Below are 25,362 nucleotides of genomic sequence, written 5' to 3' on the forward strand. Positions count from 1 at the left end.
TGCCCTGCCCCATCTCTCTGGACCGGCCGCCGCGATTAGCGCGCGCTTCAGGCTAAAGGCGGCCACCTCCGTAGCTCATGAGCGCCTGGACGCCTTTATGTCTGGCTATGATCTGACTCGTCACGCCGACTACGCCGCCTTTCTCCAGGCCCAGGCGAGCGCCTTCATGGGCGTCGAGGGCGCTTTGGATGGCGCCGAAGCGGGAGCTTATCTGCCGGACTGGCCCGAAAGACGTCGCACAGCGGCGCTGCGATCCGATCTGAGCCTGATGGATCTGGCCTTGCCCGAACCCGCCTCGGTCACGCCTTTTCGTGGAGAGGCGGAGGTATTGGGCGCCATCTATGTCCTTGAAGGCTCTCGGCTTGGCGCCGCCGTTCTGATCCGCTCGGTACCTGACGATTTCCCGAGATCTTTCCTCGCGTCCGGGAACCCGGCCGCCTGGCGCGCATTAGCCTCTGTTCTTGATGAACGGCTAAGTTCGCCAGACCGCTTCGACAGGGCCGCAAGCGCCGCCTGTTCAGTGTTCGCGGTGTTCGAAAACGCCGCACGCGCCTACCCCGGAGCCGACCGATAGTGACGACCCCCGCCGCCTCGGTCGATCTGACCAATTGCGATCGTGAACCTATTCACATCCCTGGAGCCATCCAACCGATCGGTTTCCTGCTCGCTCTGACCGCCGATTGGCAGGTGGCGCGCGCCTCCGCAAACATCGAGGATTTCCTCCATCAGTCGCCGGAGGAGGTAATCGGAGCCCTGGTCCAGGACCTGTTCACCCCTACGGCGGTTCACGATCTGCGCAACCGCGTCGCCATGCTGGGCGGACGTGACTCCGTCGAACGTCTGTTCAGTTGCGTGCTCGTGGACGGCGGCCCGGCTTTCGACATCGCCGTTCATGTCTCCGCCGGAGAGATCGTCATTGAGGCCGAACCGGCGTCCGGCGAACACGGCGACGCCAGCGGCGCTGTCCGATCCATGATGTCGCGGCTGGATCAGGCGGCGGATTTTCCGGCCTTCTATAGAGAAGGCGCCCGCCAGGTTCGCGCCCTGCTCGGCTATGATCGAGTCATGGTCTATCGGTTCGCCGAGGACGGGTCCGGCGAGGTCGTGGCCGAGGCGGTGCGCTCCGGCATCGGCCGGTTCATGGGGCTTCGCTATCCGGCGACCGACATCCCCGCCCAGGCGCGGGAACTCTACCGGCGCAATCTCCTGAGATTGATCACGGACGTGAACGCCGTGCCGGTTCCCGTCATTCCTTCGCGCAACGAGGCCGGCCAACCCCTAGATCTTTCCCTTTCGACGCTGCGCTCGGTTTCACCGATCCACATCGAGTATCTCAAGAACATGGGCGTCGGCGCCTCGCTGTCGATTTCCATCATCGTGGACGGCAAGCTCTGGGGTCTTTTCGCCTGCCATCACTACGCGGCGCGACGCCCCACCTTCGAGCGGCGATCGGTCAGCGAGTTGTTCGCCCAGATGTTCTCCATGCGCCTGGAAAGCCGCGAACGTAAGGAGACCGTCGAGTACGAACGTCGCGCTCGGGATATTTCCGATCAGCTGCTAGGGGCCGTGGCGTCGGACGAAACCCTGCTGAAGGATCCTGACTGGCTCGCAGACATCCTCACCCACGCCATACCGGCCGATGGTGTCGGCGTATGGCTTGGCGGCAATCACGCCTTTTCCGGCGAGACGCCCCCTCTGGAGGATTTCCGTCGCATCGTGCGCGCGCTGAACGGCACGGCCGCCGGTCGCGTGTTCGCGACGGATCACATCGGCTCGCTGGTCCCCGAAGCGGCCGCCTTCGCCTCGGCCGCGGCCGGTCTTCTGGCCATTCCGATCTCTCGCTCCCCGCGCGATTACGTCATCCTGTTTCGTCGAGAGTTGATCCATTCCGTGCGCTGGGGCGGCGACCCGCACAAGCCGGTGAGTTTTGGCCCGAACGGCCCTCGCCTGACGCCGCGCGAGAGCTTTGCCGAATGGAAAGAGCTGGTCGAGGGACGCTCTCAACCGTTCACGGCGTCAGAAATCCGGGTGGCGGAGACACTGCGGGCGACCCTGATAGAGGTCGTCCTGCGTCTCGCCGATGAAGCCTCCGCCGAGCGCCAGCAATCGAGCGCGCGTCAGGAGCTTCTCATTGCGGAGCTCAATCACCGGGTGCGCAACATCCTGGGTCTGATACGGGGCCTGATCCGCCAGTCGGAACCCACCAGCGCCAGCATCGCCGACTTCGTCAAGGTCGTGGACGGGCGCATCCACGCCCTGGCGCGCGCCCACAACCAGATCACCGACGACCACTGGGGACCCGCGCCCCTGCAGGCGCTGATCGACGCGGAAGCAGCCGCCTTCGTCGATGAGCGGGGACGCATCACGCTCCAGGGCGAACCCGTTCTCCTGAACCCCAACGCCTACTCCACCATGGCTCTGGTGCTGCATGAGCTGGTCACAAACTCCAACAAGTACGGGAGTCTTTCGACCCAGGACGGGCGGGTGGTGATCGGCTGGAGCCGCAATGCGGCGGGTGACCTGGTCATGGAGTGGCGTGAGATCGGCGGACCGCCGGTGACCCCGCCGACGCGGCAGGGCTTCGGCACCACCATCATCAGCCGCTCGGTCCCCTATGATCTCGGCGGATCGGCGGACGTCGCCTATGAGCCCGGCGGCGTGCACGCCGTCTTCCGCATCCCGGCGCGACATCTGTCGGAACCGCGGCCCACGGACGGCGGCAAGATGATCAGATACCCGCGGCCCGCCCCAGGCCACCCCCAGGCCCTACCGGACGCGGTGCTGGCCAACCACGACATTCTGCTGGTCGAGGACAGCCTCATCATCGCGCTGGACGCCGAGGACATTGCCCATAGGCTGGGGGCGGCTTCCGTGACCACCGCCGCTACGGTGGAAGGCGCACTCGAATTCATCGAGACGGCCCGTCCGACGGTCGCCATGCTGGATATCAATCTCGGCGATCGTCACAGCTATCCGATCGCCGACCGACTGGCGGAAGTCGGCGTTCCCTTCATCTTCGCGACCGGCTACGGCGAACAGGCCAATCCGCCGATCGAACACAGGGGGCGTCCGATCGTTCAAAAGCCCTACACGCTGGAGAATGTGGCCAGAGCCTTCGACAGCCTCATCGGCGAAACGACTTAGAAAGCGGCCGATCGCATGGCGATCAGGGGGATTTGTGATTCAGACGGCCGCAGACGGGAACTTCCTGAACGGTCCGGGCGAAATGGCCCGGCTCATCAGAGACCACGACTGGTCAAGGACGCCGCTCGGTCCCCGGTCAGCCTGGCCGCAAGGTCTGACGACGGTCGTCGGCATGATGATCGCCGCGCCAAATCCTATGGTTCTGCTCTGGGGGCCGTCCGGCGTTTTGCTCTACAATGACGGGTATGCGCGTTTCGCCGGCGCCCGCCACCCCGAACTGCTCGGCATGGGCGCGCGTGAGGGCTGGCCTGAAATCGCCGATTTCAACGACGCCAATATTCGTCGCGGGCTCGCCGGACAGTCCTGGTCGCTTGAACACCAGGAACTGGTCCTGGATCGAGGCTCCGGCCCTGAATCGGCCTGGCTTGATCTTCACTACGCCCCGGTTCCTGACGAATCCGGCCAGCCCGCCGGCGTCATGGTTTTCGTCTCCGAAATCACCGAGCAAATCCGCCTCGCCGCTCACAAGGCCGAGGCGGTCGAACGGCTCGAGATGGCGCTGTCGGCCGGTCGCGGCGTCGGCGCCTGGGACTGGGACGTCGCCACGGATATCGTGCGCGCCGATGAACGCTTCGCCCGGCTCTACGGCGTAGATCCTGTTTTCGCGCGCGAGGGCGCGCCGCTTGAGGTCTTCTTCAGCGCCATCCATCCTCAGGACCTCCCGGAGGTCCGGGCGACGATCGAGCGCGCCGTTGAGATGCGCTCCGCCTTCAGCGCGGAATACCGTCTGGTCCAGTCCGACGGAGGAACGGTGTGGGTCGTCGCCGAGGGCCGGTGCGTGCTGGACGCCGAGGGGCGACTCCGCCGTCTTCCCGGCGTCAGCTTCGACATCAGCGAGCGCAAGCAGGTCGAAATCCGGCAAGCCGCCCTGCTCCGCCTGCATGACGAGCTCACAGCCCTGGACGACCCCGGACTGATTTCGGCCGCCGCCGCCCGCATCGTCGGCGAAACCCTGGACCTGGCGGCGGCCTACGTCTCGCTCGACAAGGGCGGCAAGGCGCCGAAGCAGGCCTGGTCGCCGCGAGACCATCCCGAGATTTTCAAGATCCTGGCCCAGGGGCGCGCCGTCGCTGTGGCCGACGTCGCCCAGGACGCCCTCATGCGCGGAAAGGCCGCCGGCCTGACGGCGACGGGCATACACGCCTTCGCCGCCGTGCCCCTGCTGGAGCGCGACCACTTGGTCGCCATGCTGTTCGTCACGGACGCCCGCTCCCGCGCATGGAGCCAGATCGACCTGGATTTTCTGCAGGATGTGGCGGCGCGAACCCGCAACGTCCTGGAACGGCTTCGCGCCGAGGCCGAGCGCTCCGAAAGCCAGCAACGCTACCAGACCCTGTTCGACACCATGGACGAGGGGTTTTGCGTCATCGAGTTCATAGACGGGCCCGACGGGCCTCTCAGCGACTACGTCCATGTCGAAGCCAACGCCGCCTACGCCGAACACGCCGGGATCGGCGACGTGGTCGGCCGCCGGGTCCGCGACATGGTGCCGGCCGAGGCCGACAGCTGGGTTTCGCTCTATAGGGGCGTCCTCGAGACAGGCCGGCCGATCCGCTTTGAAAAGGAATTGGAAGCCACAGGTCGATGGCTGGAACTGGCCGCCTTCAAGGTCGGACCAGCCGGAGGTCGTCAGGTGGCCGTTCTCTTCCAGGATCTCACGGCGAGGAAACGGGCTGAACGCGCTCTGGCGGATCTCAACGCCTCGCTTGAAGCCCGTGTCGAGGAGCGGACGGAAGAACTGCAGACCGCTCATGCCGCCTTGCGTCAGAGCCAGAAGATGGAGGCTGTCGGCCAACTGACGGGCGGCATAGCCCACGACTTCAACAATCTCCTCGCAGGGATTTCCGGCAGCCTGGAGTTGATCTCCAAACGGATGGCGCAGGGTCGCGGTGCCGAAATCGGGCGCTATGTTGAAGCGGCGCAGGGCGCTGCCCAGCGGGCGGCCACCCTCACCCAGCGCCTTCTGGCCTTTTCTCGTCGCCAGACCCTGGACCCTCGCCCTACGGATGCCAACCGCCTGATCGGCGGGATGGAGGATCTGATCCGCCGTACGGTCGGCCCTGATATCGACCTTGAAGTCGTCGGCGCCGGCGGTCTGTGGCTGAGTGAAATTGATCCATCGCAGCTTGAGAACGCCTTGCTCAATCTGTGCATCAACGCACGCGACGCCATGGCGCCTGCAGGCGGCCGTCTGACGATAGAAACCGCGAACAAGTGGCTCGACGATCGTCACGCCCGCGAGCGCGACCTGCCTCCTGGCCAATATATTTCCATCTGCGTCACCGATACCGGCTCAGGAATGTCCGCCGAGATCATCGAGAGGATCTTCGAACCCTTTTTCACCACCAAGCCGATCGGACAGGGCACCGGGCTGGGTCTATCCATGATCCACGGCTTCGTCAGGCAGTCCGGCGGTCAGATCCGCGTCTATTCCGAACCCGGAATGGGCACCACCATGTGCCTCTACCTGCCGCGCTATCACGGCGCCCCGGCCGAGCCTGACCCGGTGGCGGCGGGTCCGAACCCCGTCTCTGGTCATGGCGAAACCATCCTTGTCATCGATGACGAGGCGTCTGTGCGCAGCCTTGTCGTCGAGATTATGCGTGAGCATGGGTACACGACGCTGGAAGCAGCCGACGGGCCTTCAGGCTTGCGCCTTCTGGAAGGCGAGCACCGGATCGAGCTCCTGATCACAGATGTCGGTCTGCCTGGCGGCCTGAACGGGCGACAGGTGGCCGACGCCGCCCGCATGAGGCGTCCGGACCTCAAGGTCCTCTTCATCACGGGCTATGCGGAGAACGCCGCCGTGGGCAATGGACTGCTGGAACCGGGCATGGAGGTCATGACCAAGCCGTTCGCGATGACGGACCTGGCGTCGAAGGTCACGACCATGATCGAGACGTGACCGCATCAACGCACCGCGCCCTTTCCCTGACCCCGTTCCCTGACTCAGACGCATCCCTGAACGCCGACGGCGATGCCGAGGGCGGTGGAGACGCCGCAGCCGCCGTTCATCTGTTGCGGGAAGGCGCGGGCGGCCCGCCCCTTCCCTTAAGAGCCTCGGCCTCCTGCCTGTAACGCTCCGCGATCCGCCCGAACTTCTCGCGGTCGGCCTTGAAGGGCGACAGTCTCGCCATCTGTTCCGCATTGAGCTGGAGGCGGCGAAGTTCGGTCAAGCGGGACGCATGGGTCATCAACAAACTCGGAAACTGCAATCTTGCACCCGCGCGGGAGCAAGTCCGCGGCGGGCGCTGGATACGGTCCGAATGAGACCTTGGATGAGCGCGATGTTCCACGACACCATGAAACAATATCGTGTACCGATAGGTCGGAACGGCATCAGATCAGGCAACCGCAAGCAAGGGTGCATCCGTCGCATCAATGGCGTTGGCATCAGACCTGTGCGCTCCAAACTCTCCCGCTCAATAGCGGCGCGCGGACCAGCGCCTGCGACTTGCCTCGTCCAGCGCGCCCCTTGACCCCGATACAGGTCACGCGCCACGACAGATCGCAGGAGCCTGAATATGCATAATCGATACGGAACACTCGCCTCCTGGGTCTATGACCTGGACAAGCCGGTGGGGCATTCGTTCGGAGATCAGGCGTTCTATCGGGCGCGGCTGCTCGAGTGCGACAGCGGACCCGTGCTGGAGCCCGCGGTCGGCAACGGACGCCTCTTCATTCCCCTGATCGAGGCGGGATTTGAGATGGAAGGCTTCGACGCCTCGGCTGAAATGCTCGGCTATTGCCGGGACGAGTGCCGCAAGCGGGGGCTTTCCGCCCGGCTGACGCAGCGGTCGTTTGAGACCTTTGTCTCGCCCACCCGCTTTTCCGCGATCATCATTCCAGCCGGTTCGTTTCAACTGATCACCAGTACGGCGTCGGCGACCGCCGTGCTGAGACGATTTTACGATCATCTCGCCCCAGGCGGTCGATTGATCCTCGACCTCGACCCCATCGGCGGCTTTCTGGACAGCTCCGAGTCCGTCCGGTCCTGGACGACGGACTCCGGCGACCTTTTGACCCTGACCGCCCGCCGGGTGGACACCGACTACATCGCCCAGACCACCCTGTCCCACCTTCGCTATGAACACTGGCGGGACGGCGTCCTGGCGGCCACCGAGCTGGACCTGTTCAAGCTGCGCTGGTGGGGCGTCCATGAGTTCGAACTGGCCTTGAGGGCCGCAGGCTTCACGGACGTGGCGGCCTGCGGCGGGTATCAACAGGGTCGCGCGCCGGATCGGGACGACCAGATCATCAGTTTCGAAGCCCGGCGTCCGGCCTAGACCGGCGCCCTCGGAGACGTCACGGCGCGCGTGACGCTCTAACCCCAGCTTGGCTTGCACGCTCCACCGGCCTCTGCGGAGGGTTTCAGATTGGCGAGATGGCTGGCCCAGGTCTGAAGGGCCGCCCGCTTCTCCGCCATGTAGCTGTAACGATCATAGACCGCCGTGACGGCGGCGCCGTCCCGCACGGTGTGCCCCAGAAGATGACCGACGATGAAACGCCCTACCCCATACCTGCCGGTAAGGGTCGTGGCGCCTGACCGCCGCACGTCGTGTGGCGAACCGGCGGGCAGGTTGCGACGCTTGCAGGTGCGGACGACCGCCCTGGTCAAAGCGCGGGGATCTACAGGACCAGTCCTGTTGCGCGGCGCCGGGAAGACCCAAGCGCTCTTCGGATACAGAGAACGCGCTCGCTGCAACACGGCCAGGGCTTCGTCTGGAAGGGGAACCACATGCACATGTCGAGCCTTGGTGCGATGCGAAGGGATGGTCCAGACGGCGCTGGCCATATCGATCTCGCTCCAAAGCGCCTCGGCGACTTCAGACCGGCGCGTCAGAGTCGTCATAAGGAACTGGATCGCCAGGCCCGTGGGCGCATCGAGACGCGCATGCATGCCGGCCGTCTTCTCGCCGGGCGCGCGGGGCGATGACGCAAGCGAGGCCTCGTTCCACAGAACCCGCAGCGCCTCGTCATCGAACATCCGCTCGCGGGGCGTGAGCGCAAGGGGCCTGGTCAGTCCGTAGGCCGGATTGGCTTCAAGGCGATCCTCGTAGACCGCAAAGCCCAGCACGCTCATCAGGACGCCCCCGACCGAGGCGAGACTGGCCGGGGCCAGGCCGCTTTCCGCCGCCAGGTCCCGCATGAAGATGCGGATATCCGTCCTCCTGACGGCGGCGAACTTCATGTCGCCGAGAACCGGCTTTATGTAGCGGCGGAAAAGCGAACGTTCGGACTCGATGGTCCTCGCCTGCTTGGGACGTCGTCGTCCGCCGTGCAGTCCCTTTCCGGCAGCCCTCCAGTAGGCCTCAGCCAGATCTTCGAGCGTGTCACCCGTCCTGGCTTCCTCCCGACGCGCACTGCGGGCAGCGGCCGGATCTGTCCCGCCTGCGACGGCAACCCGGGCTGTAGCGGCCAGACGACGAGCTTCGGCAAGGGTGATGTCCGGATAGGCGCCCAGCACATGACGACGCCGTTTGCCGTTCTCGGCAGTGTATCGAAGTTCGAAGCCTTTCGCCCCCGTAGGCCACACGCGGACGTACAGGCCGCGGCTGTCCGCGACGGCCATTTCATACCGCGCATCGCGCGGCTTCAGGGCGGCGATCTGACGATCTGTACGCACGGGATCCCGAGGCATCTGTCCCTCAAATCACTTCTGACCCCCTCATTACTACACCAAGGGGGGCGTTAGGGGGGCGCCCAATACGAAACTGCCTGAAAACACCTGAAATGATCAATTGCAGATAAATTACGCAAAAACAATATCTTGCTTCAAAAACTGAAACCGGCTGAACCGGCCTGAAACCGCTAAAATAGGATTCACACCGAGGGGGTCACAGGTTCAATCCCTGTCGCGTCCACCATCTTCTCTTATCCCAAGCGCTATCACCGAACGTCCTGCGTCCGACGCGCCTATCGAGCCGACTGCTTTCGCTGTAGCGTGCTTGCGGGGGAGAGGAGCTGTCGATGCGTCGAGGCGTTCTCCGGGCTGATCTGATCGGCTGCATCCTTGTTCTGGGAGCGGCGTCTCCAGCGCTCGCCCAAGCGCCCGAGTCTCTCATTCTGCACAAGAGCGACGACCTGACGGTCACCGGCCATTTTCAGGGTGGGGTGAACCTGGTCGCCGAACACAACCTGTTCTGGCGGTTCGCCGAGACCGTGGCCGGGGTCAAGGATTTCGACCCCAAGGCCGAGTGGTTCGAGGCCTATCTGAAGCCGGGCGTCACGTTCGAGCGCCGGATGAGCGATCAGGCGACCTTGTACGGCGGCCTGTCGGGCGTGGCCTCCATGACCGTGGGCACCGACGCCTTTGACGCGGGCGACACCGGGCGGGCCACGGTGGAGGAAGGCTACCTGGGCTGGCGCTATCAGGGCGCCGAGACGGGCTTTGATCTGTCCGTGGGCCCGCGCGCCTTCAAGGCCGGCACCGGAATGCTGATCGAGGCCGGCGGGTCCAGCGGATTTTCGCGCGGCGCCTTGAAGCTCGGCCCGCGCAAGGCCTGGGCTTTAGCCGCCCTCGGCGAGGTCAGCCACGCCGGCTTCAAGGGCACGGCCTTCTATCTGGACCCCAATGAATCGCCGGACAACGACAGCCGCAACCGGCTGGCGGGCGTGGACTTCCGCTACGACTCCAACCCCAACGCCGTCATCGGCGTGACGGCGGGCAAGGTGATCAGGTCCGAAGCCCCCTACCCCAAGGCCCCGCCCGGCGGGGTCGGCGTGCCGACCATCATTCCCGGAGCCCGCGACGGCCTTCAGTTCGTGAACCTCTATATTCGCTCCCCCCTCATGGGCGCGCCCAACGCCTTCATGGCGGCGGACCTTGCGTTCGAGCGCAGCAACCGGATCGACATGCGCGCCTGGGCAGGCCGCGCCCAGGTCGGCTACGCCTTCTCCGGGCGCCGCTGGAAACCGACCTTCACCGTGGGCTATCAGACCTTCTCCGGCGACGACCCCGACACTGATCGGCTGGAGCGGTTCGACCCCCTCTACTACGAGGGCAACCCCTCAGCCTGGTCGACGGGCACCAAGTCGTCGATGGTCTTCATCAACTCCAACGTGAACTCGTGGCAGGTCGCGGCCAGCATATCGCCGACGCCGCGCGACACCTTCACCGCGCGCCTGCACCGGATCGAGGCTGACCAGTTGCGCAGCCCCGTCCAGTTCGGCCAGGCCACGCGGATCGAGGAGCAGAACGGCGTGAACTCGCCCATCACCGGCGTCACCCGCCGCCATCTCTCCGACGATCTCTACGTCGAGTATTTCCGCGTGGTGTCACCTAACCTGTTCCTGACGACGGGCTTTTCCGTCTCCGTGCCCGGCGCGGGGATCAAGTCCATTGTGGACGACGCGCCCGTCTGGGCCGGCGCCTACGTCAATCTGATCGCAAACTACTGAACCGAACGAGGCGCCCATGACCCTGCTCGCACCGCCGACCGACCGCCGAAGCCTGCTGGTCTGCGCGGGCGCCCTGGCCGGCGCAACCCTGATCGGGGGACGCTCCGCCATGGCCCAATCGCGCGCCTCGTCCGCCACGATCTTCACTGGCGGCCCCATCCTGACCATCGACGACGCCATGCCGACCGCCGAAGCCGTAGCGGTGCGCAATGGGGTCATCGCCGCAGTCGGTTCGCTGGACGCGGCCCGCGCCGCCGCTGGCCGCAACGCCCAGGTGGTCAATCTGGACGGCCGCACCCTGCTGCCCGGCTTCTTCGACCCCCACGGCCACGTATCAATGGTGGGGCTGCAGGCCCGCTACGCCAACCTGCTGCCCGCGCCGGACGGTCAGGGCGACGACATTCCCGCCCTGCAACGCATCACCCGCGACTGGATGAACGCCCACGAACAGCTGGTGCGCGACACCCAGCTGGTCATCGGATTCGGCTATGACGACTCCCAGTTGAAGGAGCACCGCCATCCGACGCGGACCGAGCTGGACGCCATATCCCACAGCGTGCCGATCCTCTTCCTGCATCAGTCCGGCCACCTGGGCGCCGCCAACAGCGCGGCCCTGAAGGCCGCCGGGATCAGCGCCTCGACCTCCAACCCCGACGGCGGCGCCTTCCGTCGCGAAGACGGCTCGCAGGAGCCCAACGGGGTCATGGAGGAGACCGCCCTCTTCGCCGTCATGGGCGCCCTGTTCACGCGCCTCGACGTTCAGGCCAATATAGAGATGATCCGCGAAGGCGCGCGCTTCTATTCCAGCTTCGGCTACACCACGGCCCAGGACGGGCGTTCCTCGACCGGCTCTTGCCAGCTGATGGCCCAGATAGCCGAGCGCGGCGAACTGCCGATCGACATCCTGTCCTTCCCCGACATCCTGACCTCGACCGATGTCATGGCCACGCCGCTCTATCGCAAGAACTACGTCGGCAAGTTCCGCATCGGCGGGGTCAAGCTGACGCTGGACGGCTCGCCCCAGGGCAAGACCGCCTGGCTGTCGCAGCCCTACTACATACCGCCCGACGGCAAGCCCGCCTCCTATCGCGGCTATCCGGCGGTGACCGAGCAACAGGCCCTGGACGCCATCGAGCTGGCCTTCAAAAACGACTGGCAGATCGAGGTCCACGCCAACGGCGACGCCGCCATCGACCTGTTGATCGGGGCGGTGCGCGACGCCGCCCGCCGGCACGGCGCCAAGGACCGTCGCCCGGTCCTGATTCACGGCCAGACCGTCCGCATGGATCAGTTGGACGAGTTGAAGACGCTCGGCATCGTGCCGTCCCTTTTCCCCATGCACACCTTCTATTGGGGCGACTTCCACCGGGACTCGGTGCTGGGCCCCCGTCGGGCCGAGTTCATCTCGCCCTGCGCCTCGGTCGTGCGCCGCGGCATGCGCTTCACCAGCCACCACGACGCCCCGGTGGCCAATCCCGACGCCATGCGCGTGCTGTCGGCGACCGTCACCCGCCGCACCCGCTCGGGCGACATCCTCGGCCCTGACGAATGCGTGCCGGTCGACATCGCCCTCAAGGCCATGACCCTGTGGGCAGCCTGGCAGCACTATGAGGACGACAGGAAGGGTTCGCTGGCCGTCGGCAAGCTGGCCGACATGACCCTGCTGGATGCTGACCCCATGACCGTCGACCACGACAAGCTGGCTGCGATCAAGGTCCAGGCCACATTCAAGGAGGGCCGCGAGGTCTGGCGCCGCTAGAGGGGCCTGAGGACTGCGCCATATACCCCATTTTATTCACGATTGACTTCGCGAATTTTGGCATAAATTTTATAAAAATCAGGTATTTAATGCAATCTGAACCTTGCCGGTAAAGCGACGTTAAGAATTCATTAACGTCGCGTGCTGGGTGGGTTCTCATGGATCTGGGTCTTTCTGCAAGCCAAGGTGTCAGTGTTCGTCCGCTAGGGCGGATCCCGCCCCTGCGCGCGCCCTCAATCAGCGACGGACAGTGGGTTCGACTGCTGGACATCATGGTCGCGGCGGCGGCGCTGGTGCTGCTGGCCCCCCTGTTGCTGGTCGTCGCGGCCGTCATCTATCTGAGCGACGGCGGCGCGCCGATCTTTCGCCACGCCCGGGTCGGCAAGGACGGGCAGATCTTCGGCTGTCTGAAGTTCCGATCCATGATCTGCAACGCCGACGCCGTGCTGACGGATCTGCTGAAGACCAACCCCAATGCTCGAGAGTCCTGGGAACGCGACCACAAGCTGCATCGCGACCCGCGCGTCACCCGGCTAGGCAAGTTCCTGCGCAAATCCAGCCTCGATGAACTGCCGCAACTGCTGAACGTGCTGCAGGGCGACATGAGCATCGTCGGCCCGCGCCCGATCGTGGTCGGCGAAATCGAGCGCTACGGCGGCTATTTCCAATACTACTGCGCTGTGCGACCCGGCATCACCGGCCTGTGGCAGGTCAGCGGGCGCAACGACATGACCTATCGTCGGCGGGTGGCCTGCGATGTCCTCTACGCGCGCAACAAGTCGCTGCGCACGGACCTGAAGATCATCGTGGCCACCCTGCCCGCCGTCACCTCGGGTCGCGGCTCCTACTGAGGCGCTTCGCCGACGACCACGATGGAATGGCCGAACGGCAGGCTGCGCCCCTGCCCCTTGAGGATCGCCGCCTCGACGCCGAAAAGAGCCAGCAGCATCCGATTCAGGGCCGGCTTCTCCTTCGCCGTATCGCGCATGGTCAGGCCTTCATACAGGTGGCGCTGAGGCTGATCGCCGGTCGCGACGTCATGATGATGATGATGATGATGCTGAGGACGCGGCGGGCGCACCAAGCGCCGCAGGGTTTCATGCGCTCCGCCGATGGCGTTGACATAGGTAGCGCGGCGCACAGCGAACCCGGCCTGGACCATCAGATCCACGACCTCCTGACGGATGTAGCGCTTGTAGTCATGATCCTGAGCGGCCGGGTCCTGACCCATGCCCTGACGGGAGTTGGTGCGCAGGATCAGCAGCCCGCCCGGCTTCAGCACCCGCCTGATTTCCTTGAGCGCGCTCAGGTCGCCGCCGTTGGTGGGAAGGTGCTGGATCACGTCGTTGCAGATCACCAGATCAAACCCCGCATCGGGCAGCGGCAGGTCCATGACCGACCCCAGCTGCACTGACCAGTCGGGATCGCGTCCGGCGCAGGTCCGCACCGCGTCCGGCGACACATCCACTCCCGACAGCGAGACTGCGCCCAGTTCGGCCTGGGCCCAGGCCATCATCCCCCCGGCGCCGCAGCCCGCGTCCAGAACCGCAGGAAAGCTGGGCGCCCGCACCGAGGCCAGCAGGGTCTTGGCCACCCTCTGCGCGCCCAGGTGCCACCAATGCGTATGCTCCAGCGCCCCGATCCGGTCGTAGTAGCCGGGGGTGTAGATCTCGTCCTGGGTCGGGGTCATGTCCATTCGAACTGCCAAGAACCTTGACCGCTGTTTGGTTCCAATTCGCCCTAGTCGCGCGCGCCGAACGCCGCCTTCAGATAGCCCGCCGCCTCGCCGGCGCTCCAGGCCGTAACGAAGACCAGCAGCCACGGCAGCGCCTGAAAAAAGCGCACCGCGAGCCGTCGGCGGCGAAAGGCGCGGTTCATGATCCGCCCGATCAGCAGCGGCGGCAAAAGCGGCGTCGCCAGCAGGTAGGCGACGGCGTTGGCGCGCGGTCTCGCCCGCCCCCGCGTCTCGGCGAAGGTCCGGCCGTGGGCGAAGCGCTGACGCGAGAACTCGCCCACGCTGTCATGGCCGCGATAGAGGCTGAGCAGGCGCGGATCCAGGCCCAGGCCCCGACCGTCGGCGCGAAAGCGAGCATGAAACGACGGCTCCCAGAAGCCCCGCGCCAGCAGGTCGGGATGCTTGATCACTTCGCGCCGATCATAGACGGCGTTGTCGGCGGCGATCTCCTCGACCGGTCCCGGAGGCAGCGGCGGCGCAAACTTCCAGTAGCGCAGGAAATAGACGGCCCAGCGCACGGTATTGACCTCGGCGTCGTTCTCGATCGGTCCGCCGACGCCCGCCCATTGATCCAGGTCGGCGGCCAGAAGCCCGGCAATCCAGCTCTCGGGCGGCACGAACTGGGCCGTGGTCAGGGCCACGCGATCGGACCGCGCGGCGACGAGACCGTCGCGCCACAGATGGGGAACAAGCGCGGCCGCCTCCGCCTCGATGACGCGGTGTCGCGCGCCGGGCGACGTCAGGGCCTCGGAGGCTGGCCCCGCCGTGCAGAACAGGACCTCGACCGTGCGAGGGTCGGCGTCAGACAGACGGTCCAGGATCGCGGACAGATTGGCCTGCCCGCCCTTGACGGCGATCACCACGGTCAGCGCAGGAGCCGTCATCATCGCGTCCATCGGACCTCCCTTGAAGCGGGACGCTACACCCCGCGCTTCCCAAGTAAAACGTTCCCGTATAGCTGTGTTCCGTCGACCGCATTGCGCCGGACTTCAGGCGAGATGCCCGGACGGAGCGAGGTGGCCATGACTGAGGCTCGCGAAGCGACGAGGCAAGACACGGTCTGGGAGCGCCTGCTGGCGGGTTCACCGCAGGACCGCCTCTTATCCCTGCTGTCGTGGATCATCGTGGCCGTCGGCGCCCTGGCCCAGATCTACAATGTCCTCGGCGCCCGGTCGCTGCGTCAGGACGAGGCCTTCATCGCGCTCAACATCCGCTACCTGTCGCCCCAGGAACTGCTGGGGCCGCTGGACTATGGCCAGGTCGCGCCGGTGGGATGGTTGCTGGGCGAGAAGCTGCTGGACGGACTGACGGGGCGCTACGAGTACGACCTGCGCCTGCTGTCGCTGTTGGCCGGGATCGCCGCGCTCGTGGCCTTCCGTCATCTGGCGGCGCGGACCACGCGGGGCCTGGGTTTCCTCTGCGCCATCTCGCTGTTCGTCTGTTCGGTCGTCTTCGTGCGCTTCACCGGCGACGCCAAGCCCTACGCCCTGGACGTGATGTTCGCCTGCCTGATCCTGGCGATCGGCCATCATCTGCTGACCACCGTCGCGGCGCGCTGGTGGACCTGGGCCGCCTTTCTGATCGTGGGCGCCGTCGCGCCCTTCTTCTCCTTCCCGACTGTCTATGTCCTGTTCGGCGCCGGAGCCGCAGTTTTCATTAGAAAGGCCGTCGAAAAGGACTGGCGCGCGACGGCGGCCACGACGGGGATCTGCGTGGCGTGGCTGGCCGCCTTCGCCTTCGCCTATGTGGTCTTCGCCGCCCCGCAGGCCGCCGGCACCTCGGTCACGTCGGGTGTATCGCGCGCCTTCTTCGAGACCAACTACTTCGCCCCCCTGCCTCCGACCTCGCTCAAGGCCCTGGCCTGGTATGTCACCGCGCCCAAGGAGATGCTTTACTACTTCTTCGGCGGGCTGCAGTTCGCGGTGGCGGGCCTGATCCTGGCCGGCGTGATCTACGGCATTCGGCGACAATCCTGGCTGCTGCTCCTGTTGCTGCTGCCGGCCGCGGCGGCGGTGATCGGATCGGGGCTGAAGCTCTATCCCCTGTTCGAGCGGCTGACCCTCTTCCTGCTGCCGACCACCATACTGCTGGCGGGGATCGGCTTTTCGCAAATCGCGGTGAGGATGCGCAGCCTGGCCGCAGGGGCGGTGCTGTTCGCCGCCGCCGTCGGCCCGTCCGCCTGGGCTCTGGCCGGCGAACTGAGCCGAAGCCCGCCCTTCGCCATGCAGGAGATGCAGCCCGTTCTGAAGACCCTGGCTCGCGAGGCGCGACCGGGCGACGTGGTCTATGTGACCCGAACCTCGGCCCCCGCCTTCCTGACCTATCAGGGCGAGGCCGGGTTGGCGGGTGTTCAATGGGTGCGCGGACTGACGTCGGGCCGCTGGAACTGCGTGATCGATGAACTGCCTGTCGTCGCGCCCGAGCATCGGCTGTGGATACTGATCACAGACTATGGCCGGGAGCCATGGAACATTCAGGGCAACGACGTCGAGTGGCGCGCGCGCGGCCTGGACGCCAAGGTCGACCTGGCCGCCGAGGACACCAATGTCTGGCTCTATCTTGCGACGATGACGCCGACGGCCGTGGGCGAAGCACCGCAAGCCCCCGACCCCAGCCTGCCCGGATGCGCGCCGGAATACGAACGCTCCGAGCGCACCACCGCCCGCGCGCAGGCGGCGCTGTCGCCTCGTTTCAAGAGCTAAGGCAACGCTTTTTGAAACTCCGAGTTATGCCCTCGGGAGACTTCGCGAGCCTCGGCTCGCGAATGGGAGGAGCGGCGCGTGTCATTGGATACCGAGACGCTTATCATCGGCGCCGGCCCGGCGGGTCTGACGGCCGGCTATCTGCTGACCAAGGCCGGCCGCGACGTGGTGATCGTCGAGCGTGACCCCGTCTATGTCGGCGGCATCAGCCGCACCGTCAGCCACGGCGACTTCCTGTTCGACATCGGCGGGCATCGCTTCTTCTCCAAAAGCCGCGAGGTCGTAGAACTGTGGGACGAGATCCTGCCCGACGACATGATCGAGCGGCCCCGGTTGTCGCGCATCTATTACGACGGCAAGTTCTACAGCTATCCGCTGCGGGCCTTCGAGGCGCTGACCAACCTCGGCGTTCTAAAGAGCAGCGCCTGCATGCTGTCCTATCTGGGCGCCCGGATGCAGCCTATTCCCGACCCGCAGACCTTCCACCAGTGGATGCGCAACCAGTTCGGCGAGCGCCTGTTCTCGATCTTCTTCAAGACCTACACGGAAAAGGTCTGGGGCATGTCGTGCGACGAGATCTCGGCCGACTGGGCGGCGCAGAGGATCAAGGGGCTGGACCTGGGCGCCGCCATCATTGACGGCGTCAATCGCTCGCTGGGCCTGAAACAGGCATCGGGTGGAGCCAAGACCCTGATCGAGTCCTTTCGCTATCCCGCCAAGGGGCCGGGCATGATGTGGGAGACCGCCGCCGACAAGGTGCGGGCGCAGGACGGCGAGGTCCGAATGGGCTGCAGCCTGACCGGCCTGTCGTGGAATGCGGACCGGGCGCACTGGACCGCGACCGTGACCACCGCCGACGGCGCCCCACAGACCCTGACCGCTGCGCACATCGTCTCCTCGGCCCCGCTGACCGAACTGTCCGCCGCCATTTCCCCCCGGCCGCGCAGCGACGCCCAGGCCCAGACCCTGCGCTATCGCGACTTCCTCACCGTGGCCCTGATTGCGCGGGCCTCGGCCACCTTCCCCGACAACTGGGTCTATATCCACGATCCCGACCTCAAGGTGGGGCGGGTGCAGAACTTCCTGTCCTGGTCGCCGCACATGGCGCCCGAGGGTTTCGCCTGCGTCGGGCTGGAGTATTTCTGCTTCGAGGGCGACGGCCTGTGGAGCGCCGACGACGCCGACCTGATCGAACTGGCCAAGCGGGAGATCGGCCAGATCGGCCTGGTCGATCCGGCCGACGTCATCGACGGCACCGTGGTTCGCCAGCCCCGCGCCTATCCTGTCTACGACGACACCTATCAGCAGGCCGTCGACGCCGTGCGCGAGGACTATGACCGCGAATACCCGACGCTTCACCTGGTCGGGCGCAACGGGATGCACAAGTACAACAATCAGGACCACGCCATGATGACGGCGATGCTGACGGTCCAGAACATCCTGGCCGGCAAGCGTCTCTATGACGTCTGGGGTGTCAACGAGGACGCCGAGTATTCCGAAGCCGGCGTCTCGGGCGCGCAGGAGGCCCTGAGCAGCGTGCGGCTGACGCCGCAGCGGGTCAGACGGGAGTTGGTGGGTGAGGCCAACCGCTGAGCCGCAGCCGCGCGTCGCGCCCCCCGACGGCGCGCCCCAGACCCTGATCGTGGGGGCCGGCCCGATGGGCCGCTGGCATATGGACGCCGCCCGGCGGGCCGGCGCCCGCATCATGGCTGTGGTGGATCAGGACAAAGCGGCGGCCAACGCCCTTGCGCGGTCGGCGCCTGGCGCATGCGCCCTGACCGACCTGACGCTGGTTCCAGAGGCCATGCGCATCGACGCCGCCCATGTCTGCACCCCCGTCCAGAGCCACGCCGCCCTGGCGACGTCTTTGCTGAAACGCGGGGCCCACGTCTTCATCGAAAAGCCGATGGCGCCGGGCGCCGATATCGCCCGCGCCCTGATCCAGACGGCCGATGCGCGCGGCCTCTACATATGCCCGACGCACCAGTACGCGTTTCAGCCCGGCGTCGAGCGGGCCAGAGCGCGGATCCCCGCGGCCGGGGGCGCGCGACGGATCGATTTCACCCTCTGCTCGGCGGGGGCGTTCGGCCGGTTCGAAGGCCGAGCCGACGCGGTCGCCGCTGAAATCCTGCCCCACCCCCTGTCCATCCTGCAACGGCTGCTGCCCGACGAAGCCATCGACGCGGTGGACTGGATCGTCCATCGCGCCCGGGCGGGCGAGGTCAGCGTCATCGGGCAGTTGGGAGCGACCACGACGACCATCGCCATCAGCCTGAGCGCGCGCCCCACCTGTTTTCAGACCCGCATCCACACCGATCAGGGCCTGATCGAGATCGACGGCTTTCACGGTCACGGCGTCGTTCTGAGCGGACGCGTCTCGCGAACGTCCAAGGTCGTCGCGCCCTTTGAGCGCGGGGCCAAGGGACTGGCCGGCGCGACCGCCGCCTTGACGGGTCGAGTGCTGCGCCGCGATCTCGCCTACCCAGGCCTGCGAACACTGACGCGGCGCTTCTACGACGCCCTGTCCGATCCTGGGCAGCGCCCGATCTCTCTGGACGAGACCCTGGCTTGCGCCGTGGCGGGCGACGCTGTTCTGGCGGGCATGCGGCGCGCGGGGGCGGAGGTGTACGATGTTTGAGCGCCCCGAAGCCCCTTCGCCTGACGACCTGACCGTGGTGGTCGTTTCTCTGGTCGGCGGCGCTGCGCTTGAGGCCTGCCTGACCGCGCTGGCCCGTCAGGCAGACCGGATCGTCGTCGTCGGTCGCGGCGCTTCGGACACGGCCGACGACGCCAAGACCACGGTTCCCATGCTTAGAATGAAGGCCTTGGTTGCGGCCCGGACGCCCTACGTTGCCTTCATCGAGGACACGGCCGTGCCGGGCGCGGACTGGCGTCGAGGCCTGAGCGCCGCCTTCGCCATGGACGGGACCGCCGCCGTCGCAGGGCCGATCACCATCTCGCCAAGCCTGTCCTCCCGCGGCCTCGCTCTGGGCCTAAGCGAATATGCTCGCTTCTCTCCAAACGAGATGAAGCAGGACCCGGCCTCGGGCCTGCCTGGCCTGGCCTTCGCCGTCGCGCGCGACGCCGTCCTGCCGCTGCTGGACGACCAGACGGGCGGCCTTATCGAAGGCGACCTGTTCCGCCGCCTGAAAGAGACCGGCAAGACAGTGCGGACCAGCGACGCCATGTCGGTCTGTTACGCCGCCGAACATGAGCAGGGCGCGCGTCTGCGGACGCGATTCCAGCATGGACGCCTGTTCGCGGGACGCCGCTTTCCCAAGGCGCTCCTGGTTCGCCGCCTCGGCCATGCCGCCGGCTGCCTGTTGCTGCCGGCGGCGATGATCCATCGGGCGCTGCGTGATCGTCCGCAGCGGCTGAACGTCTGGCCCGGCGCGGTTCTATGGCTATGCCTGCTCAGCACCGCCTGGTCCGCAGGCGAGTTCACCGGCTACCTGACCGGCAGCGTCGGCGACGCCGCCGAAAGCTGGACCTGATCCCATGCGGATCGGGATCGACGCAACCTGCTGGTGGAACCGTCGGGGCTTCGGACGTTTCACAAGACAATTGATTACCGCCATCCTCGCCGACAGCCGGGGACATGAGATCTACCTGTTCATCGACCGCGAGCCCGCGCCCGAGATGATCCGGCCCGGGGTCCATGTGATCCGGGTCGAAACCAGCGCCACCGTCACCTCGGCCGCCGTGGCGGAAGGTCGGCGTAAGTTATTGGATATGGTGAAATTTCAGCGTGCGACATCGGCCCATCCGCTAGACGTTCTCTACTTCCCGGCGGTCTATTCCTGGTTCCCGACCAGGGGCGGCGCGCCGACGGTCATCACCTTCCATGACGCCATCGCCGAGCACTATTCCGACCTGGTCTTTCCCGACCGCGTCGGTCGCTTTTTCTGGAACCTGAAGACCTGGCTGGCGCGTAGCACGGCGGCGGGCTTCACCACTGTATCTGAGGCCGCGCGCGAAGAGATCGTGCGCTATCTGAAGATCCCGCGCGGCAAGATCGAGGTGGTGTTGGAAGCCGCCGACCCGATCTTCGCGCGCGCCTGCGACCCGGCGCGCCTGAACGAAATGCGGACCCGTCTGGCCCTGCCGCCGGATGATCGGCTGCTGGTCTATGTCGGCGGTCTGGCTCCTCACAAGAACCTCTTGCGGCTGGCCCAGGCCTTTGCGAAAGCCGCGGCCGATCCGGCCCTGGACGACCTCTGCCTGGTCTTCGTCGGGGACCCGAACGGCGACGGCTTCCACTCCAACCATGAGGAGCTGAAGGCCCTGATCGACGGCGACGCCCGCCTGAAGGACCGCGTCCATTTCACCGGATTCGTCCCGGACGAGGACCTGGTCAGCCTCTACAGCGCCGCCCATGTGGTCGCCATGCCCGCCCTGTCCGAGGGGTTCGGCCTGCCCGCCGCCGAGGCCATCACCTGCGGCACCCCGGTCATCGCCACGGCAGGCGGCGCCGTGGCCGAAGTGGTCGGCGCGGCCGGGGTCTTCTTCGATCCGCTGGACGTCGACGACATGGCGCAGGCCATCGTCCGAACCGCGACCGACGCAGCCCTGATGGATCAGCTGCGGCGCGCCAGCCTGATCCGCGCCGCGCAACTCAGCTGGCCGGCGGCGGCGGCGGCCACCCTCGACGTTCTGGAACGGTTCGGGCGGGTCCGCTGATGCGCCTGGGCATGGTCACCACCTTCTATCCTCCCTACAGCTTCGGCGGCGACGCCACCTATGTGCGCAACCTGTCGCGGGGACTGGCCGCGCGGGGCCATGAAGTCGAGGTGATCCACTGTCAGGATGCCTATGACCTGCTAGGCGGCCGGGGGCCCGACGAACCGATCATCGAGGATCCCGGCGTGCGGGTGCACCGCCTGCGTAGTAGAGGGGGGCCGCTGTCGCCCTTGATCACCCAGCAGACGGGTCGGCCGGGGCTGAAGGCCGCCGCCTTGAAGCGCCTGCTCGGCGAGGGCCGTTTCGACGTGGTCAACTTCCACAACATCTCGCTGGTCGGCGGCCCCGGCGCCCTGGCCTATAGCCACGCCCCGGTCACGCTCTACACCCTGCACGAACACTGGCTGATCTGCCCCACCCACATCTTCTGGAAGGCGCGCAATCGCGCTTGCGACGGGCCGACCTGCCTGAGCTGCTGCCTCAAGTCCCGCGTGCCGCCGCAGTTGTGGCGTTACGGCCCGCTGATCAGCAAGGCTCTGGACCATGTCGACCAGTTGATCGCACCCAGCGCCTTCACGGCCGAAAAGCACGCCGCACTGGGACGGGTGATCGAGGTTCTGCCGCTGTTCTCCGCCTTTCCGACCCTCGCCAAGGCCCCGCCGGTCTCGCCCTCGACCTTCATCATCGTAGGCCGCGTGACGGCCTCAAAAGGGGTGGAGCCGCTGCTGCGCGTCTTCGCCCGCCTGCCGCAGTTCGACTTGCTGGTGATCGGAGACGGCGACCAGCGCGCGGCCTTGGAGAAGGCCTATGCGGCCAGCCGCAACATCCGCTTCCTCGGCCCCCTGCCCCAGGCCGAACTGGCCCGGCACTATGCCCGCGCCGCCGCCCTGATCCTGCCGTCTCTGGCGCCCGAGACCTTCGGTCTGGGGGTGGTCGAAGCCGCCGCCTGCGGCACGCCCACCCTGGTCGCGGCCAGCGCCGGCGGGGCGGTCGAGACGGTCCAGCGGACCGGCGGCGGGCTGGTCTATCGCAATGAGGCCGAACTGGAGGTCTTGCTGCGCGACCTGGCGACCCAGCCGGAACTGCGTCAACGTCATAGCGCGGCGGCGCGCGCCGGATACGAAGCCCATCACACGCTGGATCGGCATCTGGATGGCTATGAGGCGCTGATCGCGCGTGTTCTGGAACGTAAGCGGGCGGAAGGATCGCGCCCATGAAGGCCGTCTTGACCTTCCATGCCGTCGACCATGCGCGCTCGCCCCTGTCCTATCCGCCCGAGGCCTTCCGGGCGCTGATAGAGACCCTGCAAGAGATGGGGACGCCGATCCTGACGCTGGACGCCCTGCTCGATCCGGCGACGCAGGAAGGCGTGGCCCTGACCTTCGACGACGGACTGGCCAGCGTGCATGAGACGGCCCTGCCCATCCTAAAAGCGTTTGACGCCCCCGCTCACCTGTTCCTGCCGACCGCCTATGTGGGCCAAGACAACGCCTGGCCGGGCCAGCCCGCGACCGCGCCGCGCTATGCGATGATGAACTGGGATCAGATCGAGGCTCTGCACGACGGCGGCGTGTGCATCGAGAGCCATACCCACCGCCATCCCGACCTGCGCGCTCTGTCGCTGTCGCAGATCACCGAGGAGATGGAGACAGCCGACCGGATCATCGCCGACCAACTGGGGCGACGGCCGCGCTATTTCGCCTACCCCTATGGCTTCCATAATGGGGCCGCTCGAGGGGAGGCCGGGCGACGCTATCGGGCAAGCTTCACCACCCGACTGGCCGATCTAGGGGATGAGGACGACGCGGCCCAGTTGCCGCGCCTCGACAGCCACTACCTCCGACATCCCTGGCTGATACGGCAGATGAACCACACCTTCGGGCACGGATACATCGGCTTGCGTCGCCTCATTCGTCAGATTCGGAATCGCTCGTAATGACCTATTCTGAAAACAATAAGTTGGTCGAGAAAGCCGTAGAACGGATCGCCATTATCGGCCTAGGCAAGGCGGGGCGAACCATTCACCTGCCCGCCCTCAAGAAGCTGAAGAACGTCCAGATCGTCGGCGCCTACGACGTCCAGGGCGGCGGCGAGGCCCTGGATCTGCCCGGCTTCTCGTCGGTCGATCAGATGCTGGCCGAGACCCGCCCCGACATGGTGGTGGTCGCCACGCCGCCAGCGTCGCACGTCGAACTGACACGCCGGGCTCTGCTGGCGGACTGCCATGTCTTCTGTGAGAAGCCGCTGGCCGAAACGCTGGACGACGCCGACGCCATCGCCGCCCTGGCCGCTGAACGGCGACGGCAGGTCGTCGTCAACAGCGAGTTCCCCTTCATGCCGATCCACTGGGAGGTGAAGCGGCGCATGGCTCAACCGGGCTTCGGCGACCTGCAGTTTGTCATGATCCAGCAGAGCTTCGTCGTCACCCCCGAGACCGAGGAAGGCTGGCGCGGGGCCGATCCGCAGCGGACGCTGAAGGAGTTCGGCACCCATGTTCTGGACCTGGCCCAGTTCTTCTACGGCGAGCGCCCCCTGGCCTTGCGCGCGCGGATGCCGCGTCCGGGTCGGTCCGGCGGGCCGGACTATCTCAACCTGCTGGAGCTGGAGTTTTCTCAGGATCGCTTCGCCCAGATCACCCTGGACCGGCTGACGCGCGGGCGGCATCGCTACCTCGATATCCGGTTGGACGGGACCGAGGCGGCCATCGAGACCCGTCTGGGCGGCCGGATGCAGGTCAAGGCGGGTCTGCGCCCCCGCACGCGTCGGCCCTTTGTCGAACTGGACATGGCCATGGGCGGGACGGCCAGGCTCTATCGCGGCGAGGCCTGCGAGCGGATCGCGACGGCCCCGCTCGACCTGTTCGCCGACGCCACCGCCCGGCTGCTGGGCATGAGCATCGAGGCGATCAACGCTGGACGCCCGCCGCCCTATACGCTGGACGACGCGCGCCACACGCTGCGGCTGCTGCTGGCCTGTTATGAGGCCGAGCCCGGCGCCGCGATCCGGTGCGGCGAATGGTGACCTTGGCGTTGCTGTTCGCCGCCAAGGGGGTCTGCGATGCAGCGGCGCTGAACCGCATGCTGGAGATGTCGGGCGTCCTGGACCGGCCGGAGGTCGAGGTCCACATCCTCGGCGACGGCACGACCCGGCTCCATCCCCCGCCGCCCGACGGAGTGCGCCTGCACCTGGCGGCCGAGACGCTCTCGGTGTTTCGACTGTGGGAGACGGGCATAGGCCGCACGATGGCGCGCTACGTCGCCATTCTGGACGCGCAGTATGTCCCGGCGCCGGGCTGGCTGGACGCCGTGCTGGATCGACTGGACGACAGCCCTGCCGCCTTCTTCGGCCCCGTCGAGCCGGCATACAGCGCGCAAGACGTGAGAGTAATAGGATATCTAACTGAATATGTTCAGTTTCATCACCAGATCATAACGACGACTACCGAGGTGCCCGGGGCCAATCTGATCCTGCCCCGAACCGCGACAGGCGACCCGACGGAGCTGGCCGCCCATGGCTTCGTCAAGACCGCGCTGCTGGGGCGGATGACGCCTGAACTGGCCCCGGACTGCCTGGTCATCCACCACAAGACCTTCGCGCTCGGCCCCTATCGCCGTCGGCGGTATCGGCATGGCCGAGCCTATGCCGCGCATCGGCTGACGCAGCCCGGCGCCCCGCCCCGGCTGGCGGCGGCGTTGTTCACGCCGATTCTTCCCTTCCTCAGGCTGACGCGGATCCATCGCCACGCCCGCCGCGTCGAGACCTGCCGCGGCGCCTTCTGGCGCTTCTGGCCGCATCTGCTGTGGGTCGAGGCAGGCTGGTCGGCTGGCGAATTCGTCGGTTATCTGACCGGGCGCGGCGGGGACGAGAGCCTGATCGACTGA

Annotated in this window: 19 protein-coding genes; 16 read left to right on the forward strand and 3 right to left on the reverse strand. The window is 66.5% G+C overall.

Translation table 11 applies throughout. The features are described 5' to 3' along the window. Positions 1-97 precede the first annotated feature (97 nt). From ACI2KI_RS04215 to ACI2KI_RS04230, 4 genes are all read left to right on the forward strand, one after another. Positions 98-574, forward strand: a complete 477-nt coding sequence (locus tag ACI2KI_RS04215) for a biliverdin-producing heme oxygenase (protein WP_404617993.1) — start codon at positions 98-100, stop codon at positions 572-574. Then, positions 574-3,144, forward strand: coding sequence for an HWE histidine kinase domain-containing protein (locus ACI2KI_RS04220; RefSeq protein ID WP_404617995.1), 2,571 nt, complete (start codon positions 574-576; stop codon positions 3,142-3,144). Before ACI2KI_RS04215 ends, ACI2KI_RS04220 begins: the two co-directional genes overlap by 1 nt. Before the next feature lie 196 nt (positions 3,145-3,340). Beyond that, the gene (locus ACI2KI_RS04225; protein ID WP_404617997.1) at positions 3,341-6,109 is read left to right on the forward strand and encodes a PAS domain-containing protein; all 2,769 of its coding nucleotides are present in this window, start codon (positions 3,341-3,343) and stop codon (positions 6,107-6,109) included. A gap of 619 nt (positions 6,110-6,728) precedes the next feature. After that, positions 6,729-7,490 (forward strand): methyltransferase domain-containing protein, encoded by a 762-nt coding sequence (locus tag ACI2KI_RS04230; protein ID WP_404617999.1) that lies wholly within the window; start codon positions 6,729-6,731, stop codon positions 7,488-7,490. A 38-nt stretch (positions 7,491-7,528) separates the two neighbouring features. Here ACI2KI_RS04230 and ACI2KI_RS04235 read toward each other — a convergent pair whose 3' ends face one another. Further along, the gene (locus ACI2KI_RS04235; RefSeq protein WP_404618001.1) at positions 7,529-8,845 is read right to left on the reverse strand and encodes a tyrosine-type recombinase/integrase; all 1,317 of its coding nucleotides are present in this window, start codon (positions 8,843-8,845) and stop codon (positions 7,529-7,531) included. 329 nt (positions 8,846-9,174) lie between these two features. Here ACI2KI_RS04235 and ACI2KI_RS04240 point away from each other — a divergent pair, with 329 nt between their 5' ends. The 3 genes from ACI2KI_RS04240 to ACI2KI_RS04250 all read left to right on the forward strand — a co-directional run bounded on the left by ACI2KI_RS04240 (position 9,175) and on the right by ACI2KI_RS04250 (position 13,215). Next, positions 9,175-10,605 carry an alginate export family protein gene (locus ACI2KI_RS04240; RefSeq protein WP_404618003.1) on the forward strand — a complete coding sequence of 477 codons (1,431 nt, stop codon included), beginning with the start codon at positions 9,175-9,177 and terminating at the stop codon, positions 10,603-10,605. 16 nt (positions 10,606-10,621) lie between these two features. After that, positions 10,622-12,364, forward strand: coding sequence for an amidohydrolase (locus ACI2KI_RS04245; protein ID WP_404618005.1), 1,743 nt, complete (start codon positions 10,622-10,624; stop codon positions 12,362-12,364). Positions 12,365-12,522: 158 nt separating this feature from the next. Further along, complete coding sequence (locus ACI2KI_RS04250; protein ID WP_404618007.1) at positions 12,523-13,215, forward strand: sugar transferase; 693 nt, start codon at positions 12,523-12,525, stop codon at positions 13,213-13,215. On the opposite strand, the gene ACI2KI_RS04255 is transcribed toward ACI2KI_RS04250, so the two are convergent. Beyond that, the gene (locus tag ACI2KI_RS04255; protein ID WP_404618009.1) at positions 13,209-14,060 is read right to left on the reverse strand and encodes a class I SAM-dependent methyltransferase; all 852 of its coding nucleotides are present in this window, start codon (positions 14,058-14,060) and stop codon (positions 13,209-13,211) included. The genes ACI2KI_RS04250 and ACI2KI_RS04255 overlap by 7 nt on opposite strands. A gap of 44 nt (positions 14,061-14,104) precedes the next feature. Beyond that, positions 14,105-14,995, reverse strand: a complete 891-nt coding sequence (locus ACI2KI_RS04260; protein WP_404618011.1) for a hypothetical protein — start codon at positions 14,993-14,995, stop codon at positions 14,105-14,107. Positions 14,996-15,121: 126 nt separating this feature from the next. Here ACI2KI_RS04260 and ACI2KI_RS04265 point away from each other — a divergent pair, with 126 nt between their 5' ends. The 9 genes from ACI2KI_RS04265 to ACI2KI_RS04305 all read left to right on the forward strand — a co-directional run bounded on the left by ACI2KI_RS04265 (position 15,122) and on the right by ACI2KI_RS04305 (position 25,362). After that, complete coding sequence (locus ACI2KI_RS04265) at positions 15,122-16,801, forward strand: hypothetical protein (protein WP_404618013.1); 1,680 nt, start codon at positions 15,122-15,124, stop codon at positions 16,799-16,801. Positions 16,802-16,879: 78 nt separating this feature from the next. Next, complete coding sequence (locus ACI2KI_RS04270) at positions 16,880-18,394, forward strand: NAD(P)/FAD-dependent oxidoreductase (RefSeq protein ID WP_404618015.1); 1,515 nt, start codon at positions 16,880-16,882, stop codon at positions 18,392-18,394. After that, positions 18,378-19,439, forward strand: coding sequence for a Gfo/Idh/MocA family protein (locus ACI2KI_RS04275; protein WP_404618017.1), 1,062 nt, complete (start codon positions 18,378-18,380; stop codon positions 19,437-19,439). Before ACI2KI_RS04270 ends, ACI2KI_RS04275 begins: the two co-directional genes overlap by 17 nt. After that, the gene (locus ACI2KI_RS04280) at positions 19,432-20,295 is read left to right on the forward strand and encodes a hypothetical protein (protein WP_404618019.1); all 864 of its coding nucleotides are present in this window, start codon (positions 19,432-19,434) and stop codon (positions 20,293-20,295) included. Before ACI2KI_RS04275 ends, ACI2KI_RS04280 begins: the two co-directional genes overlap by 8 nt. 4 nt (positions 20,296-20,299) lie before the next feature. Next, positions 20,300-21,481, forward strand: coding sequence for a glycosyltransferase family 4 protein (locus ACI2KI_RS04285; protein ID WP_404618021.1), 1,182 nt, complete (start codon positions 20,300-20,302; stop codon positions 21,479-21,481). Further along, positions 21,481-22,698: a glycosyltransferase family 4 protein gene (locus ACI2KI_RS04290; RefSeq protein ID WP_404618023.1), complete on the forward strand. Its 1,218-nt coding sequence runs from the start codon at positions 21,481-21,483 to the stop codon at positions 22,696-22,698. The genes ACI2KI_RS04285 and ACI2KI_RS04290 overlap by 1 nt, the downstream gene beginning before the upstream one ends. Continuing rightward, positions 22,695-23,417, forward strand: coding sequence for a polysaccharide deacetylase family protein (locus ACI2KI_RS04295; protein WP_404618025.1), 723 nt, complete (start codon positions 22,695-22,697; stop codon positions 23,415-23,417). The genes ACI2KI_RS04290 and ACI2KI_RS04295 overlap by 4 nt, the downstream gene beginning before the upstream one ends. Next, entirely contained in the window at positions 23,417-24,502 is a 1,086-nt protein-coding gene (locus tag ACI2KI_RS04300) for a Gfo/Idh/MocA family protein (RefSeq protein WP_404618027.1), read from the forward strand. Before ACI2KI_RS04295 ends, ACI2KI_RS04300 begins: the two co-directional genes overlap by 1 nt. Continuing rightward, positions 24,496-25,362, forward strand: a complete 867-nt coding sequence (locus ACI2KI_RS04305; protein WP_404618029.1) for a hypothetical protein — start codon at positions 24,496-24,498, stop codon at positions 25,360-25,362. The genes ACI2KI_RS04300 and ACI2KI_RS04305 overlap by 7 nt, the downstream gene beginning before the upstream one ends.

The sequence above is a fragment of the Brevundimonas sp. NPDC046655 genome, from assembly GCF_044901625.1.
Lineage (GTDB): Bacteria > Pseudomonadota > Alphaproteobacteria > Caulobacterales > Caulobacteraceae > Brevundimonas.